Genomic DNA, 16,414 nt, shown 5'->3' on the forward strand with positions numbered 1-16,414 from the left:
ATGGACGGTTCGACACTGTTGCCGCTCATCGGTATACCGGTGGTGGTTATTGGTTTTGCTCTGCGTTTCAACCCGCTACTGGTGGTTGTGGTGGCGGGGCTGGCTACCGGACTGCTGGTTGGCATGGATTTTGGGATGTTGCTGGAGACCTTTGGCGAGAAGTTCGTCAACAGTCGTTCCCTGGCAACCTTTATTCTGATCCTGCCGGTTATTGGCCTGCTGGAATATTACGGGTTGAAAGAGCGGGCGCAGGCGTGGGTGGCAAAGATTGCCAGCGCCACCTCGGCACGTATTCTGATGCTCTATTTTGTGGCGCGTGAAGGGACGGCCGCGCTGGGATTGATGTCGCTGGGTGGGCATGCTCAGACCGTTCGTCCTCTGCTGGCACCGATGGCCGAAGGCGCAGCGCTCAATGAGTATGGCGAACTGCCGCAACATATCCGGGACAAGATCAAAGCGCATGCCGCGGCGTGCGATAACATCGCGGTTTTCTTTGGCGAAGATATTTTTATCGCGTTTGGCGCGGTGCTGCTGATCGACGCTTTCCTGAAAGAGAATGGGATACAGGGCATTGAACCATTGCATATCGGTCTGTGGGCCATTCCGACCGCCATCGCGGCATTGATTATTCATATGACGCGCCTGTTGCGTCTGGATGCCAGCATCCGTCGTGACGTTATGTCCTGGCGCGCTGAGCAGGGTACACAGGAGATCGCGCCATGATGACCCTGATCACCATTAACCGCGTGTATTACCTGATCGGCTTTGTCGTGATGCTGCTGGTCGTGATGACCCTGCGCGATCGCGCGAATCCTAAACGTTTTACCACCGCGCTGTTCTGGTTCCTGTTCGGCGGGATCTTCCTGTTTGGTGACCTGATGGTGCAGGAGCTGGGCAAATCCCTTGCTTATCGAATTATCGGCGGCTGCGTCATTGTGATTGCTCTGCTGGCGGGCTTTGGTCTGGTCGGGAAGGGGCATTATAAAATGGCTACCGATGCCGAGCGCGAAGCCTCGTCAACGCGGCTGAAAAACTGGCTTTTCCTGCCTGCGCTGATGATCCCGGTGGTTACGGTGATCGGGACATTATTCCTGAAAGGGGTGTCGATAGGGGGCGTATTCCTTCTTGACCAGAAACAGCTCACGCTGGCGGCACTGTGCGTCGCCTGTGTGGCGGCGATCCTGACCGGCTGGTGGCTGACCAAAGGCACGCCATTGCAGGCTATTCGCCAGTCCCGACGCCTGGTCGACACCATTGGCTGGGCGGTGATTTTGCCACAGATGCTGGCCATGCTGGGCGGGGTATTTGTGGTGGCGAACACCGGCGAGTCAGTCCAGAAGGTCGTAAGCCTGTTTGTGAACCCCGATAGCCGGTTCATGCTGGTGGTGATTTACTGCGTGGGCATGGCGCTTTTCACTATGATCATGGGCAACGCCTTCGCGGCATTCCCGGTGCTCAGCGCCGGTATCGCCTTGCCGTTCCTGATTAACGTTCACCATGGTAACCCGGCACCGCTGCTGGCGATTGGCATGTACGCGGGCTATTGCGGCACGCTGATGACGCCGATGGCGGCCAACTTTAATATCGTTCCGGCCGCGCTGCTGGAGCTTAAAGATAAGTACCAGGTGATCAAGATCCAGATCCCAACGGCGTTAACCCTGCTGGTGGTCAACGTGTTCTTAATGTATTTCCTCGTTTTTCGCTAAGCGCGGCAACGATCTAAGGAGCTGATATGGAATTAACGCAACACCAGGCCGACGCGTTTGCCCGCATGCCTTTGACCTATTTACGCCAGGAATATCCGAACCACATTATGCACCTGCTTAATGATGACGGTGATGTCCTGCCACCTCGCGAACTGCACCCCATTTTTTATGGCTGCTTCGACTGGCACTCGGCGGTGCACGGCTACTGGCTGCTGCTGCGCTGCGTGCGGCTTTACCCTGAACTGTCGTGCCGGGATGAAATTGTTGCCCTGTTTGATGAACACATCACGCAGGAGAAGGTGGCGAAAGAGCTGGCCTATTTCAATGCACCGTTTCGCGCCTCGTTCGAGCGCCCTTATGGCTACGGCTGGCTTCTGGCGCTGGCGCAGGAGCTGAAGCAATCCGCGTTACCTCAGGCCGCCAGCTGGTATCAGACACTGCAGCCGTTAACGCAGGACATTCGCGACAGACTGGTGGATTACCTCAGCAAGCTCACCTATCCGATCCGTGTCGGTACGCATTACAACACCGCTTTTGCCCTGGCGCTGGGGATTGATTACGCCCGTGAAGTGCAGGATAACGCCCTTGAACAGGCTATTCTGACGGCGGCGACGCGCTTTTATCTGGCTGACACGCATTACCCGGCCCACTATGAACCGGGTGGTGATGAGTACATTTCCGGCGCGCTGACGGAAGCGCTGTTGATGAGTAAGGTGGCGGAGCATTTCCCGGCGTGGTTTGACGCCTTTCTTCCTGATGTGGGGTCTGTTTCGGCCCTGATGCACCCGGCAGAAGTGAGCGATCGTACCGACCCGAAAATTGCCCATCTGGATGGGTTAAACCTCAGCCGCGCCTGGTGCATGAAGCATATTGCCCGCGCGCTGCCGGATAACCATCCGGGACAACAGGCGCTGCGCGAGGCAGTCAACCGACATCTGGCGGCAAGCGTCGAGCATGTGGTGGGAAGCCACTACAGCGGTGGACACTGGCTGGCGAGTTTTGCGCTGCTGGCGCTGGAGTAAATCACAGGTGCAGCGCGTAGTGCGCTGCACCGTGTTTATGCCGTAGCCTGACGCGTGGCGCGCAGCCGGCTCACGCTAAACACGACAGAAACCGCCGAAGCAATGACCGCAATCCACAGTGAATAATGAACGGCCCGATCGTCAAAAGCCGGCTGATTCTGCGTTGTGGCCAGCAGAACGCCGACCACGGCAGCCCCCAGGCATTGTCCAAACGTCCGCACGATAGCCAGTACACCGGATGCGTAGCTGGCATACTCCCGTACCACGTTAGAGAGCATTTCCCGGTTATTGGGACTCTGGAAACAGCCAAAACCGATCCCGCACACCAGGCTTCTCAGGCAGATATTCCATGCGGAAGGGCTGGCGGGCAGTGTCGCGAGCAGGATCAACCCCACCACAAACACGATAAGCCCAAGGGTAGATATCAGCGGGGCTGAAATTGTGTCTGCCCAGCGGCCCGCATGCGGTGCGATCAGTACGATGCCTATCGGCCAGGGCGTGAACAGCAGCGCGGAGACCACCGGACTGTAGCCGTACACGCTCTGAAACAGGAACGGCAGGGCGATAAAGGTGATGCCCTGGCTCACAAACGAGGCCAGCGACGTGAGCGCGGCGAGCGTAAAGCGTCCATTGTGAAAAATAACGGGAGGCAGTATGGGGCTTCGGGCGCGGCGAATATGCCAGACAAAGGTGATGGCGCTAATCGTGGCGAGCAGCGCCCAGCTGATAGCCTCGTGGCTGATGTGGTGCGAAGCACGCTGGAAACTGTTGGCCGTCATGATCATTGCCCCCAACAGGACCGCGGAGAGCAGTGCCCCCGGGGCATCGAACGGAGAAGGATCTAAAGCCGGCTGTCGTGGTAAGGCCTTCCAGGCCAACAGCAGGGCAATCGTTCCGGGAACAAGGTTAATGGCGAATAACCACTGCCAGCGCAGTACGTCCAGGATCGTCCCGCCCAGTACGGGTGCAATGGCCGTGCTGGAGGCGATCAGCAGGGCGTGCAGTCCCAGAATGCGGCCAAGCAGTCGACCGGGAAAGACGGCGCGCAGTATCGCTGGGGCAATACTCAGTGTGGCCGCCCCGCCAATCCCCTGCAAAATCCGCATCCCGATCAGCATGTCCGGGGTGCGGGCCAGCGCGCAGCCGAGCGAGGTGAGTGTAAAGACGGCAAGTCCGGTCAGAAACACCGGGCGGTAGCCAACCCGGGCCGCCAGGGCAGCGAAGATGGCCAGAGTCATGGCCGCGGACAACAGATACCCATTGGCGAACCAGACGGCCACATTCGCGGGCACCTGCATCGCGCTTGCCATCGAAGGCAAGGCGATGTTGATCATGGTGCCATCAAAAACGCCCATCAGCGTGGTGGTCATTACCGCGGCCATCACCCGGGCGCGTTCATGGCCGGGCAATCCTTCGTCGCCGGGCTGGTTTGAAAATAGCGTCATCGTCGTAACTCCGGAAAGAATGTTGATGACGAAACTATAATCATGGGATATACAAGGCGGAAGACGCAGCAGTTGCACTGTTCAGTTGCATACAACGCCCTATCTGAGGATGCATCATGTCCGATCCGGATTTTAATTTGCTTGTCGCCCTCGACGTCCTGCTGGCCGAAGCCAGCGTGGCGGGCGCGGCGCGGCGTTTAAACCTGAGTACGTCAGCCATGAGCCGTACCCTGAGCCGGTTGCGAGAGGTGACCGGCGACCCGATCCTGGTGCGGGCAGGGCGTAATATGGTGCTGACGCCCTGGGCCGAGGCCACCCGGGAGCGAGCCCGAGGCGCCGTGTATGAGGCTAGAGCCGTACTGCAGCCCTCCACTGAAACGCTGAAGGTGGAAAACCTCGAGCGGCTGTTCACCATCAGAGCCAATGATGGTTTTGTGGTTGCATTTGGCCCATTGCTGATTGCCGCCGTGGCCGAAGCTGCGCCCGATGTGTGTATTCGGTTCTCGCCGAAGCCCGAGAAAACGTCACGCTATCTACGGGAAGGGCTGGTTGACCTGGAAATTGGCGTGCAGAGCAACATGGGACCTGAAATACGCCTGCAGCGATTATTTCAGGATCGGTTCATTGCCGCGGTGCGTAAGGGACATCCGCTGGCGGCACACCCCACGGTCAGCCTTCACGATTATGTTTCCTGGGGCCACGTGGTTGCCGCGCCCGACGGGTCGCTACACGGCTTTGTCGACGATGCGCTGGCAGAAGTGGGGATGAAGCGCAAAATTGCCAGCGTCGTGCCCGGTTTCCCGACGGCGTTATCCGTGGCGCTGGCGTCCGATCTGATCGCCATGGTTCCGGCATTGTATCTGCTGAACCAGCCGATGGCGCAGAGTGTGCATGTCTTTGAACTGCCGTTTAAAACCCGAACCATTACGGTATCGCAGATGTGGCACCCGCGAATGGAAAGGGATCCGGGGCACCGCTGGCTGAGAGAGAAAGTGCTGGACGTGTGTCGGGCTGTGCAGCAACCACTCAGTACTGGGTAACCCGCTTAGGCACGGACAAGATAAAGCGCGTCGACTGAGCATCCGATTCGACGCGGACTTTGCCATGATGCGCGGTGACAATTGACTTCACAATGGCAAGACCAATCCCGCTGCCTTCGCCTTTTCGCTGCCTGGAAGGATCCACCCGGTAAAAACGGTCAAACAGCCTGGGTAGATGTTCTTGCGGGACAGGTTTCCCGGGGTTGGCAATCATCAGCTCAAAATCGTTTTCCCGTTCGGCGATTGAGACGGTTACCGTCTTGCCTTCCGGCGTATAGCGCAGGGCATTGGATAACAGGTTGTTGATTGCGCGTCTGAACATCTGCGGATCGCCTTCGATCAGACAGGGCATCCCGTGAAACGTCAGCGTGATATGACGTTCTTCCGCCCAGGCCTCGAAGAAATCAAAGACTTTAATGACCTCCGCGCTTAAATCAAACATCACCCTGTCCGGGATCAGCTGATTGTTATCCGCCTGCGCCAGGAACAGCATATCGCTGACCATCCGGGTCATCCGGTTATACTCTTCAAGGCTGGAGTAGAGGATATCTTCCAGCTCTTTCGGCGTCCGGTTCTGGCTGAGTGCGATTTCAGTCTGGGTCACCAGATTGGTGATGGGGGTTCTGATTTCGTGGGCGATATCGGCAGAAAAATTCGCCTGGCGGGTGAACACATCTTCAATCTTTTCAATCATATGATTGAACGATATCACCAGTTGCTCCAGTTCAACCGGAACGCGCGACGGTTCCAGCCTCGCATCGAGATTTTCAGAGGTGATATTTTTAATGGCATTGCTGACGTTACGCAGCGGCAGGTGTCCCTGACGGACCGCGATTCGAATGATAAGAATAATCAGCAGGCTGATCACCACGGCAATCGCAATCAGGTTCTTTTTCAGCGCATCGAGGTAATGGAGATGGAAATTAATAGAAAGCCCGATCAGCATAACGTAATTCTGCGCTTTTCCCTGCAGCGTTGCCGTGCCTGACGAGGCGATAATCCGGTACGTGTCACTTTTCATCTCAGCGCCGGAATGACTCTGCAGGGTGGGGGCATCTACCGTCCAGAGAAACACATCCCGTGCCCGGCTGTGCGTGCTGAATGCCGCCGTGTTCACGGCAGGGCGTAACGCTGCCCCCTGCGCCGTACTGAACAACACCTCTCCACGCGCGTCGAGAAGCAGAACCGCAACGTTACGATAGCTGGCAATTGACTCTTTGATTTTACTGATTTTCTTCTCGTCCGGATCTGCCGGGGACTGCAGGATACGGTGCATCGCGGTACTGATTTGCTGCAGATCGTTGATATCCTGCTCGGCAAAATGCTTTTCAACGGAGTGCAGCATAAACCAGGTGAAGGCGAAAAATGCCAGTATCGTGGAGAGGCTGATAAAAAACGTCAGCCTCAGGGCTAATGAAAAAGGGCGTCTGGGTAATTTAACGCGCATCCGGTGCCTCCAGCATGTACCCCACGCCGCGGACCGTCTGGATCAACTTCGGCTCATAATCATTGTCTATTTTCGCGCGAAGCCGTTTGACGGCGACATCAATCGCGTTGGTGTCGCTGTCAAAATTCATGTCCCAGACCTGGGATGCAATCAGGGAGCGGGGCAGCACTTCCCCCTGGTGTCGCATAAAAAACTCCAGCAGGCTGAACTCTTTACTGGTCAGCAGGATGCGGTTTCCCGCGCGGCTCACCTTTCTGGACACGAGATCAATCATCAGATCAGCCACCTGAAACTGGCTTTCCGTGATCACCGTATTGCCCCGTCGCAGAAGCGTCCTGACGCGGGCGAGAAGCTCCGCAAAGGCAAAGGGTTTGATCAGGTAATCATCCGCGCCCAGTTCAAGACCCTTCACCCGGTGTTCAATAGTGCCAAGGGCTGAGAGTAACAGAACCGGCATTCCCTTCCCGGCGGAACGTAGCATGCGGATGATATCCCAGCCGTTCACGTCGGGAAGCATGATATCCAGAATCAGGAGGTCATACTCGGCGGTCATGGCGAGATGATATCCGGTCAGGCCATTGTCAGCGTGGTCCACCACAAACCCCGCCTCAGTCAGCCCCTTGCTGAGGTACTCCCCGGTTTTTATCTCGTCTTCAACGATCAGTATTTTCATCTTACTCCCCTGACTGGCTGCTCTGGACATTCTAGAGAGCCTCAAACCGTTATCAATGACTTACGTTAAGAATGACAACATTGTCATTATCCTGTCACCAGGCAAACAGGAAGCACGCTGTAGAGTAACCCTGGTAATACTCTGGACTTCATTTGAAACATTTACCAGGTCTGCCTGGACGAGAAGCGTGATGTGCACATTAAAACGACTTAGCATTAGCACAATATTTTTCCTGGCAGGCTGCGTCTCGCTGGCACCAGAATATGCGCGTCCGCCAGCACCGGTTCCGCAGCAGTTCTCGTTATCCCGAAATAGCCTCACGCCGGTGGTGGCGGGGTATCACGACAGCGGATGGCGTAGCTTTTTTACCGATCCTCAGGTCGCAGCACTGATCGCCGAAGCCCTGAATAACAACCGTGATTTAAAAATGGCCGCCCTCAAGGTTGAAGAGGCGCGTGCGCAGTTCAACGTGACGGATGCCGACCGGTATCCGCAGGTGAATGCCTCGTCAGGTGTGACCTACAGCGGCGGGCTGAAAACGGACAAGCCGACCACACAGCAGTACGACGCAGGGTTGAACCTCAGTTACGAACTCGATTTCTTCGGCAAACTCAGGAATATGAGTGATGCTGACAGACAGAACTATTTTGCCAGCGAGGAGGCTCGCCGTGCCGTGCATATCCTGCTCGTCTCCAGCGTGTCGCAGAGCTATTTCAGCCAGCAGCTGGCCTACAAACAACGTCGTATTGCCCGCGATACGCTAAAAAACTATCAACAATCCTGGGCTTTTGTTGAACAACAGCTGGTAACGGGCAGCACCAACGTTCTGGCACTTGAACAGGCCCGGGGGCAGATTGAAAGTACCCGTGCAGACATAGCGAAAAGAGAAGGCGAGCTGGCTCAGGCCAATAATGCCCTGCAGCAGGTTCTGGGAACCTATCGCGCGCTGCCGGCAGAGAAAGGAGGCAGCGTCGATGAGATTTCACCCGTCAAACTGCCGCCTCGTCTGCCGTCAGAAATATTGCTTCAGCGCCCGGACATTATGGAAGCGGAGTATCAGTTGAAAGCGGCTGATGCCAATATTGGCGCGGCGCGCGCCGCCTTTTTCCCGTCCATTACGCTAACCAGCGGGCTTTCAGCAAGCAGTACGGAATTATCCAGCCTCTTCACCGCAGGAAGCGGGATGTGGAATTTTATTCCGAAAATTGACATTCCTGTTTTTAATGCCGGAAGGAATAAAGCCAACCTCAAACTGGCTGAAATTCGCCAGCAGCAGTCAATCGTCAATTACGAACAAAAAATTCAGGCGGCTTTTAAACAGGTCGCCGACGCGCTCGCATTGCGGGACAGCATCAGTCAGCAACTCGACGCCCAGCAGCGTTATCTTGATTCGCTACATATCACCCTGCAGCGAGCCAGAGGTTTATATTCCAGTGGCGCGGTCAGTTACATTGAAGTGCTCGATGCTGAACGTTCTCTTTTTGCAACACAACAAACCATTCTCGACCTTATCTATTCCCGACAGGTGAATGAAATTAACTTATTCACCGCGCTGGGTGGCGGTTGGGTTGAGTAATTCCTTTTAATTACTCCATCAGGAAATCAAAAAATGAACAGTTTATTTAACGCGGTCGTACTGGGTGCACTCTCCGTTATATTTTCTGCAGGCCTGCATGCTGAAACACATCAGCACGGGGAGATGAGCACAGCAACACAAGCCACGCCAGAGCAGGTTATCGCGGGAACCGGCGTGGTGAAAGCGGTTGATCTGAGCACTAAAAAAATCACTATCGCGCATGATGCTATTCCAGCGATTGGCTGGCCCGCCATGACCATGCGTTTCACCTTTGTCCAGGCAGACGAAACTATTCTCGCCTTAAAAGCCGGCAGCCACGTTAATTTTACGTTTGTTCAGCAGGGCAATATCTCTTTACTCAAGAGCATTAAATAGCGAGAAAAAGCATGGCCTCTTTAAGAATAAAGTTTGCTGCCGTCATCATCGGCAGCCTTATTGCAGGAGGGCTGATTTCAGTTATCGCCTGGCAGTCGGTGTATCCCGCAGAAAAAACAGAACAGACCACGACGGAGAGAAAAGTTCTTTTCTGGTATGACCCGATGAAGCCGGATACCCGGTTTGATAAACCCGGCAAATCTCCGTTTATGGATATGGATCTGGTGCCGAAATATGCCGATGAAAATGACGAAAAAAGCAGTGAGGGTATTCGTATTGACCCGACGCAGGTTCAGAACCTGGGACTCAAAACGCAGAAAGTGACGCGGGGATCGCTGAATTACGCCCAGACCATACCGGCCAACGTCAGTTATAACGAATATCAGTTTGTCATTGTGCAGGCGCGTTCTGAGGGTTTCGTTGAGAGAGTGTACCCACTGACCGTGGGCGATCATGTTAAAAAAGGGACGCCGCTTATCGATATCACCATTCCGGAATGGGTAGAAGCGCAAAGCGAGTTCCTGTTGTTATCGGGTACCGGCGGAACCCCTACCCAGATAAAAGGTGTTCTGGAGCGACTACGTCTTGCCGGCATGCCGGAAGAGGATGTTCAACGACTGCGTGCGACCCGGAGTATCCAGACCCGTTTTACTATCAAGGCCCCCATAGATGGCGTGATTACGGCGTTTAACCTGCGCGCGGGCATGAACATTACCAAAGATAATGTGGTGGCACAAATTCAGGGGATGGATCCGGTCTGGATCAGTGCGGCCGTGCCGGAATCCATTGCGTATCTTCTCAAAGACAGCTCGCAATTTGAAATTTCAGTGCCCGCGTACCCGGATAAATCGTTTGCCGTTGAAAAATGGAACATTCTCCCCAGCGTGGATCAAACTACCCGCACGCTGCAGGTCCGTCTGCAGGTCTCCAACCAAGACGAAAGCCTGAAACCCGGCATGAACGCCTACCTGAAACTGAACGCCAGGAGCCAGGAGATGCTGCTGATCCCATCCCAGGCCGTGATTGATACGGGCAAAGAACAGCGGGTGATTGTGGTCGATGCGGAAGGGCGTTTTGTGCCAAAAAACATTCATGTTCTGCATGAATCTCAGCAACAGTCCGCGATTGGCAGCGGACTGAGCGAAGGCGATTCTGTCGTGGTCAGCGGTCTGTTCCTGATTGACTCCGAAGCCAATATTAGCGGTGCGCTGGAGCGCATGCGTCATCCTGAAAAAACTGACGACGCGCATTCGGGCCATTAAGGAGACGATGATGATTGAATGGATTATCCGGCGCTCCGTCGCCAACCGTTTCCTGGTGATGATGGGCGCTTTGTTTCTCAGCGTCTGGGGAACATGGACTATCATCAATACCCCTGTGGATGCATTGCCCGATCTGTCTGATGTGCAGGTGATCATTAAAACCAGCTATCCCGGTCAGGCTCCGCAGATTGTTGAAAATCAGGTCACGTATCCGCTCACGACAACCATGCTGTCGGTACCCGGCGCAAAGACCGTGCGTGGTTTTTCCCAGTTTGGTGACTCCTATGTGTACGTCATTTTTGAAGACGGTACTGACCTCTACTGGGCTCGCTCGCGCGTTCTGGAATACCTGAACCAGGTTCAGGGCAAATTGCCTGCCGGTGTAAGCTCAGAAATAGGACCAGATGCCACCGGTGTCGGCTGGATATTTGAATATGCCCTGGTGGATCACAGCGGAAAACACGATCTTGCAGAACTGCGTTCCCTTCAGGACTGGTTCCTGAAATTCGAACTGAAAACCATCCCTAACGTCGCGGAGGTTGCGTCAGTAGGCGGCGTGGTTAAGCAGTATCAGATTCAGGTTAACCCGTTGAAGCTGGCGCAGTACGGTGTCACGCTGCCCGACGTTAAACAGGCTCTCGAATCATCTAACCAGGAAGCAGGGGGATCATCCATTGAAATGGCGGAAGCGGAGTACATGGTCCGCGCCAGCGGTTACCTTCAGTCCATTGATGATTTCAATAATATCGTCCTGAAAACGGGCGAGAACGGCGTGCCGGTTTATCTGCGCGATGTGGCCCGCGTGCAAACGGGCCCGGAAATGCGGCGTGGCATTGCAGAACTTAACGGCCAGGGCGAAGTTGCTGGTGGCGTCGTGATCCTGCGCTCGGGGAAAAACGCACGTGAAGTTATTACCGCAGTGAAAGACAAACTGGAGACGCTGAAAGCCAGCCTGCCAGAGGGTGTCGAGGTGGTGACTACCTACGATCGCAGCCAGTTAATTGACCGCGCCATTGATAACCTGAGTAACAAACTCCTTGAAGAGTTTATCGTGGTGGCCATCGTCTGTGCGCTGTTCCTCTGGCATATCCGCTCTGCGCTGGTGGCGATCGTTTCTCTGCCGCTTGGCCTGTGCATTGCCTTTATCGTCATGCATTTCCAGGGGCTAAACGCCAATATTATGTCTCTGGGCGGGATTGCCATTGCCGTGGGGGCGATGGTGGATGCCGCCATTGTGATGATTGAAAATGCGCATAAACGACTGGAAGAGTGGGATCATCAACACCCTGGGGAGCAGATAGACAACGCAACCCGCTGGAAGGTCATTACCGATGCGTCCGTTGAAGTGGGCCCGGCGCTCTTTATCAGCCTGCTGATCATCACCTTGTCGTTCATCCCCATTTTCACGCTTGAGGGACAGGAAGGGCGCCTGTTTGGGCCGCTGGCCTTCACGAAGACGTATGCCATGGCGGGCGCGGCCGCGCTGGCAATCATCGTCATTCCTATACTGATGGGGTTCTGGATCAGAGGGAAAATCCCCGCGGAGACCAGCAACCCGCTGAACCGACTGCTGATTAATGCCTATCACCCGTTATTGCTTCGCGTGCTCCACTGGCCGAAAACGACCTTGCTGGTTGCGGCGTTAACAATTTTTACGGTCATATGGCCGCTGAGTCAGGTCGGGGGGGAGTTTCTGCCAAAGATCAATGAGGGCGACCTGCTGTACATGCCTTCAACGTTACCTGGCGTATCGCCGGCGGAGGCTGCCGCGCTCTTGCAGACGACAGACAAATTAATCAAAACCGTCCCTGAAGTGGCGTCCGTATTTGGTAAGACCGGTAAGGCCGAAACGGCGACCGACTCCGCGCCACTGGAAATGGTCGAAACCACCCTTCAGCTCAAACCTGAAGATCAGTGGCGACCAGGAATGACGATTGACAAGATCGTTGATGAGCTGGATAAGACCGTGCGTTTGCCCGGCCTGGCTAACCTCTGGGTACCGCCGATCCGTAACCGTATAGATATGCTCTCCACCGGCATTAAAAGCCCAATCGGTATCAAGGTGTCTGGCACCGTTTTGTCTGATATTGATGTCACGGCACAACGTATCGAAGCGGTGGCCAAAACCGTGCCGGGCGTGGTTTCAGCACTGGCAGAACGTCTGGAAGGCGGACGCTACATCGACGTGGATATCAACCGCGAGAAAGCATCCCGATACGGAATGACGGTGGGTGATGTGCAGCTGTTTGTCTCATCAGCCATCGGTGGCGCAACAACCGGCGAGACGGTTGAGGGCGTAGCCCGTTACCCGATCAATATCCGCTACCCTCAGGATTACCGAAACAGCCCACAGGCACTGAAACAGATGCCCATTCTGACGCCCATGAAACAGCAAATTACCCTGGGCGATGTCGCTGATATTCGTGTCGTTTCCGGACCTACCATGCTGAAAACGGAAAATGCCCGTCCTGCCAGCTGGATTTATATTGATGCCCGTGGCAGGGATATGGTGTCGGTTGTAAACGACATTAAAACCGCTATCAGCCAGCACGTAAAATTAAGACCGGGCACCAGTGTCTCTTTCTCCGGACAGTTTGAATTGCTGGAACACGCCAATAAAAAACTGAAAATGATGGTGCCGATGACGGTAATGATCATATTCATTTTGTTATATCTGGCATTCCGTCGTGTTGATGAGGCACTGCTTATTCTGATGAGTCTGCCATTCGCCCTTGTCGGCGGAATTTGGTTCCTGTACTGGCAGGGCTTCCATATGTCCGTGGCGACCGGAACCGGCTTTATTGCCCTGGCCGGGGTGGCAGCAGAGTTTGGCGTGGTGATGCTGATGTACTTGCGTCATGCCATTGAAGCCCATCCGGCGCTAGCCCAGCGGGAAACCTTTACCGCGGAAGGGCTCGATGAAGCCCTTTATCAGGGGGCGGTACTCCGCGTGAGACCGAAAGCGATGACCGTAGCGGTTATCATTGCCGGTCTGTTGCCCATCCTCTGGGGAACCGGTGCGGGCTCAGAAGTCATGAGCCGGATAGCCGCGCCGATGATTGGAGGAATGATTACGGCTCCGCTGTTATCCCTGTTCATTATTCCGGCCGCCTACAAATTAATCTGGCTGCGAAGACATAAATAAACGCGCGACGATATTAAAAGGACACGCTGGAGTGTCCTTTTTTATGCGTATGGGGCAGGGCGTTATTCCCCGTATGGCCCAGTGACAGAAATGTCATCAGCCCGTCACGGGATAAACAGAGGTCGGTTTTTATAATCAATGATAATTCAGACGCCGATGCATTTATCTCTGACTTTTCATTCAGCGATATTGCAGAGCATGTAAACTTAGGAGATTCGACCATGAAAAAGATCCTGTTATCCATTGTCACCATTATGGCTGTCACCTCATCTGGCTGGGCAGCAGAAACGATCAACATGCACGACCAGGTTAATAACGCTCAGGCAACTGCGCATCAAACCATGGCTGAGATGCACAAGAAAATGCTCAAAGCTGGCCCCTGTAATACTACTCCCGAATCGGCAAAGTCTTTCTCTGCGATGAATGAGCATGAGAAGGCCGCCGTTGTGCATGAAACGGCGAACAATGGGCAGTCTTCTGCTATTCACCAGCAACAGGCAGAGAAACATCGCCGTATGAATCAGGCGAATTAACTGGCGCGTGGTGGATGTCACGGCTATACGCCCCTCGAGTGAGGGGCGTTTTCAGCATCTTTTAGAAGTTCTTCTAAAGATGCAGCCACCGCTGAGCAGTATCATGCCGATACGGAGAAGCGTTGCAGTTGGTTTGCAGACATGACCTGGCGAGGTTACAGCGCGCGAGAATGTTCTTCTCTCTGGTTATCGTTTTTCGCCATATCCATTAATAGTGCGATACCAATATAGTTACTCCAGTTAAATGCATTTTGAAGCACGACTACCGCATTGCCTTTTTGTTTATCGAAACCGATAAAGCTTGAGTAGCCGCCAATATAGCCTACCTGATAAGTAATTTTTTCCAGACCGATAAAGTCGGTGGTCCAGGCAATACCCTGTACACCGTCGGAGCGTTGAATATCGGTATTACTGACTTCAGCAAAGACGCTATCCAATAAGCGATTGTCGGTTGTCGCCACATGATAGCGGGCATACGCGGCCAGATCTTCGGCGTTACTGTACAAACTCGCTGCCGCTACCATGTTGTTGGAAAAATGCCAGTCGGGCGTCAGCTGACCGCGCGGGATGAATTTGGGCTGATCGCCAGCGTGGCCAAGCGCACGCTGCGGGTATCCCTTTAACGTCTGGGGAGTAAAACTACTGTTAGCCATTTGCAGCGGTTGAAAAATATAGCGCGAGGCTAAACTCTGAATATCTTCGCCGGTTTTGTGTTTCAGGATATAGCCAATCAGGGCATAGCCGGTATTAGAGTATTGCGGCATTTTATGCTGTGGTGCATGCCAGTTGGCTAAATAGCGCAATACGTTATCGCTATCCAGTTCGCCATAAAAGTTATCGCCACTGCTTAAATAGCTGATGAATTTTCCCAGCATCGGAACATCCATATTCTGACGGGGCAGGCCAGAGGTGTGGGTCACCAGTTCCAGTAGAGTAATTTTTTGTGCATCTGCGCTTAAGGGCGTACCCGGTGGCAGCAATGTCGACAGGTTATCGTCCCAACTCAGCCTTCCTTCGTTCACCAGACAAGCCACCACTTCCGCCGTAATCCCTTTGCTGAGCGAACCGAGGGCAAACAAGGTATTGGACCCGATCGGGTAGCGATTGGCCGCATCGGTTACGCCCCAACTGTAAAACTGCGGAGAACCGTAATTATGGATCACCGCAACCGTCATCCCGGGAACGGATTTTTGCGCCATATAGTGACGGACCACGCTATCAACGTCGCCGTCCAGCGATTTATGGGTGAGGAGTTCCTGTGTTCCTGCCGGGGAGGACATTTGCGAGAGGGTGCCACAACCGCTCAGTGACGGGATAACAAGCAGAAGCCAGCGAAAATGTTGAGTTATGTTCTGCATACCTGTCATGTGTGGTGGTCATTAGAGCGCCCGGAATGTATCACACCTGGCCTGCGTAAACGCCATTTTTCTACGCTTTAGCCGCCAGGGACGATATCTGCGGTTATCCCGCCTTTATTACGCAGAAATAGTGGTTTGACAGGAATAGACGTTTTAAGGGTACTCATGTGCGCCGTTTGCTTTAGATAATCCCTAAAGTGCGGCGTCTGTCTGTGGAGTTGATAATCTTCCTCACTGGCGTAAATCTCATAGAAATACCAGCGGTGGGGATCATCTACGTCTGTCGCGGCATACATGGCAAGCACGCCTTTTTCTATGTTGAGCGACTGAGCCATTTCAGGAAGGACAATGTTTTTGAATTCAGTCTGATATTCCGGCTTCACCTCGACTACCACCAGATTATTGATGGTCCGCTCATCGGGTATGATGTGTTTGTCCCCTGTAAATTGCGGCACCAGTGTGATTTTCAGCTTCCGATCAATCATATCAGGTGCTTGAGTAACAAACGCTTTGTACGGAGAGGCATCCAGATGTTTGCGGTAGGCCAACTCGCTTGCATAAAGCTCAACCATATATGCCTGACGCGCATTGTCACTGCGTTTCAGCGCGTACATCGCCAGCGTGCCCACTTCATGATCAACCGAAGCGGTGATTGTTTGCCTGGCAACCTCATCAAAATGCCTGTCCCGATCGGGCGTGATGCTTATCTCAACGATATTCATCACGGGCGTATCCTGTATGCCCTGACTTTTTGTAAAGGCAGGGCTGCTTATTAGCAGGCAAGTTAAAAACATGAGACTCTTTTTCATGATGATCCTTTTTCTAAACCAGA

At 54.1% G+C, this 16,414-nt stretch carries 14 protein-coding genes; 9 read left to right on the top strand and 5 right to left on the bottom strand.

The annotated features are described in order from the left end of the window. Genes ACMVME_RS01355 through ACMVME_RS01365 form a run of 3 tightly spaced genes read left to right on the top strand, consistent with a single transcriptional unit; the run spans window position 1 to window position 2,728 of the window. On the top strand, window positions 1–723 hold the full coding sequence (locus ACMVME_RS01355; RefSeq protein ID WP_014170091.1) for a DUF969 domain-containing protein: 723 nt from the start codon (window positions 1–3) through the stop codon (window positions 721–723). Further along, window positions 720–1,706: a DUF979 domain-containing protein gene (locus ACMVME_RS01360; RefSeq protein WP_014170090.1), complete on the top strand. Its 987-nt coding sequence runs from the start codon at window positions 720–722 to the stop codon at window positions 1,704–1,706. The genes ACMVME_RS01355 and ACMVME_RS01360 overlap by 4 nt, the downstream gene beginning before the upstream one ends. Window positions 1,707–1,732: 26 nt before the next feature. Beyond that, window positions 1,733–2,728 carry a DUF2891 domain-containing protein gene (locus ACMVME_RS01365; protein ID WP_032680985.1) on the top strand — a complete coding sequence of 332 codons (996 nt, stop codon included), beginning with the start codon at window positions 1,733–1,735 and terminating at the stop codon, window positions 2,726–2,728. A 35-nt stretch (window positions 2,729–2,763) separates the two neighbouring features. Here ACMVME_RS01365 and ACMVME_RS01370 read toward each other — a convergent pair whose 3' ends face one another. After that, window positions 2,764–4,173 (bottom strand): MFS transporter, encoded by a 1,410-nt coding sequence (locus ACMVME_RS01370; RefSeq protein WP_032680986.1) that lies wholly within the window; start codon window positions 4,171–4,173, stop codon window positions 2,764–2,766. Between the two features lie 116 nt (window positions 4,174–4,289). Between ACMVME_RS01370 and ACMVME_RS01375 the strand changes: the two genes are divergently transcribed. Then, window positions 4,290–5,213 (top strand): LysR family transcriptional regulator, encoded by a 924-nt coding sequence (locus ACMVME_RS01375; protein WP_032680987.1) that lies wholly within the window; start codon window positions 4,290–4,292, stop codon window positions 5,211–5,213. Here the strand turns inward: ACMVME_RS01375 and ACMVME_RS01380 are convergent. Next, on the bottom strand, window positions 5,200–6,660 hold the full coding sequence (locus ACMVME_RS01380; RefSeq protein WP_032680988.1) for a Cu(+)/Ag(+) sensor histidine kinase: 1,461 nt from the start codon (window positions 6,658–6,660) through the stop codon (window positions 5,200–5,202). The genes ACMVME_RS01375 and ACMVME_RS01380 overlap by 14 nt on opposite strands. Then, a complete protein-coding gene (gene silR, locus ACMVME_RS01385; protein WP_032670366.1) occupies window positions 6,650–7,333 on the bottom strand; it encodes a copper/silver response regulator transcription factor SilR in 684 nt (227 codons plus the stop codon). Before silR ends, ACMVME_RS01380 begins: the two co-directional genes overlap by 11 nt. Window positions 7,334–7,523: 190 nt before the next feature. Here silR and ACMVME_RS01390 point away from each other — a divergent pair, with 190 nt between their 5' ends. The 5 genes from ACMVME_RS01390 to ACMVME_RS01410 all read left to right on the top strand — a co-directional run bounded on the left by ACMVME_RS01390 (window position 7,524) and on the right by ACMVME_RS01410 (window position 14,224). After that, window positions 7,524–8,909 carry an efflux transporter outer membrane subunit gene (locus ACMVME_RS01390; protein WP_032680989.1) on the top strand — a complete coding sequence of 462 codons (1,386 nt, stop codon included), beginning with the start codon at window positions 7,524–7,526 and terminating at the stop codon, window positions 8,907–8,909. A 33-nt stretch (window positions 8,910–8,942) separates the two neighbouring features. Then, entirely contained in the window at window positions 8,943–9,284 is a 342-nt protein-coding gene (cusF, locus tag ACMVME_RS01395; protein WP_068794640.1) for a cation efflux system protein CusF, read from the top strand. Between the two features lie 11 nt (window positions 9,285–9,295). Beyond that, the gene (locus ACMVME_RS01400) at window positions 9,296–10,546 is read left to right on the top strand and encodes an efflux RND transporter periplasmic adaptor subunit (protein WP_032680990.1); all 1,251 of its coding nucleotides are present in this window, start codon (window positions 9,296–9,298) and stop codon (window positions 10,544–10,546) included. Between the two features lie 10 nt (window positions 10,547–10,556). After that, the gene (gene silA / locus ACMVME_RS01405; RefSeq protein WP_032680991.1) at window positions 10,557–13,691 is read left to right on the top strand and encodes a Cu(+)/Ag(+) efflux RND transporter permease subunit SilA; all 3,135 of its coding nucleotides are present in this window, start codon (window positions 10,557–10,559) and stop codon (window positions 13,689–13,691) included. 221 nt (window positions 13,692–13,912) lie between these two features. Continuing rightward, window positions 13,913–14,224, top strand: coding sequence for a hypothetical protein (locus ACMVME_RS01410; RefSeq protein WP_032680992.1), 312 nt, complete (start codon window positions 13,913–13,915; stop codon window positions 14,222–14,224). Between the two features lie 155 nt (window positions 14,225–14,379). On the opposite strand, the gene ACMVME_RS01415 is transcribed toward ACMVME_RS01410, so the two are convergent. Both ACMVME_RS01415 and ACMVME_RS01420 read right to left on the bottom strand, forming a co-directional pair. Continuing rightward, complete coding sequence (locus tag ACMVME_RS01415; RefSeq protein ID WP_032681996.1) at window positions 14,380–15,582, bottom strand: serine hydrolase domain-containing protein; 1,203 nt, start codon at window positions 15,580–15,582, stop codon at window positions 14,380–14,382. Window positions 15,583–15,659: 77 nt separating this feature from the next. Then, window positions 15,660–16,391, bottom strand: coding sequence for a putative quinol monooxygenase (locus ACMVME_RS01420; RefSeq protein ID WP_032680995.1), 732 nt, complete (start codon window positions 16,389–16,391; stop codon window positions 15,660–15,662). Window positions 16,392–16,414 lie beyond the last annotated feature (23 nt).

Source organism: Enterobacter cloacae complex sp. 2024EL-00711, assembly GCF_047529885.1.
In the GTDB taxonomy this organism is placed as follows: Bacteria; Pseudomonadota; Gammaproteobacteria; order Enterobacterales; family Enterobacteriaceae; genus Enterobacter; species Enterobacter ludwigii.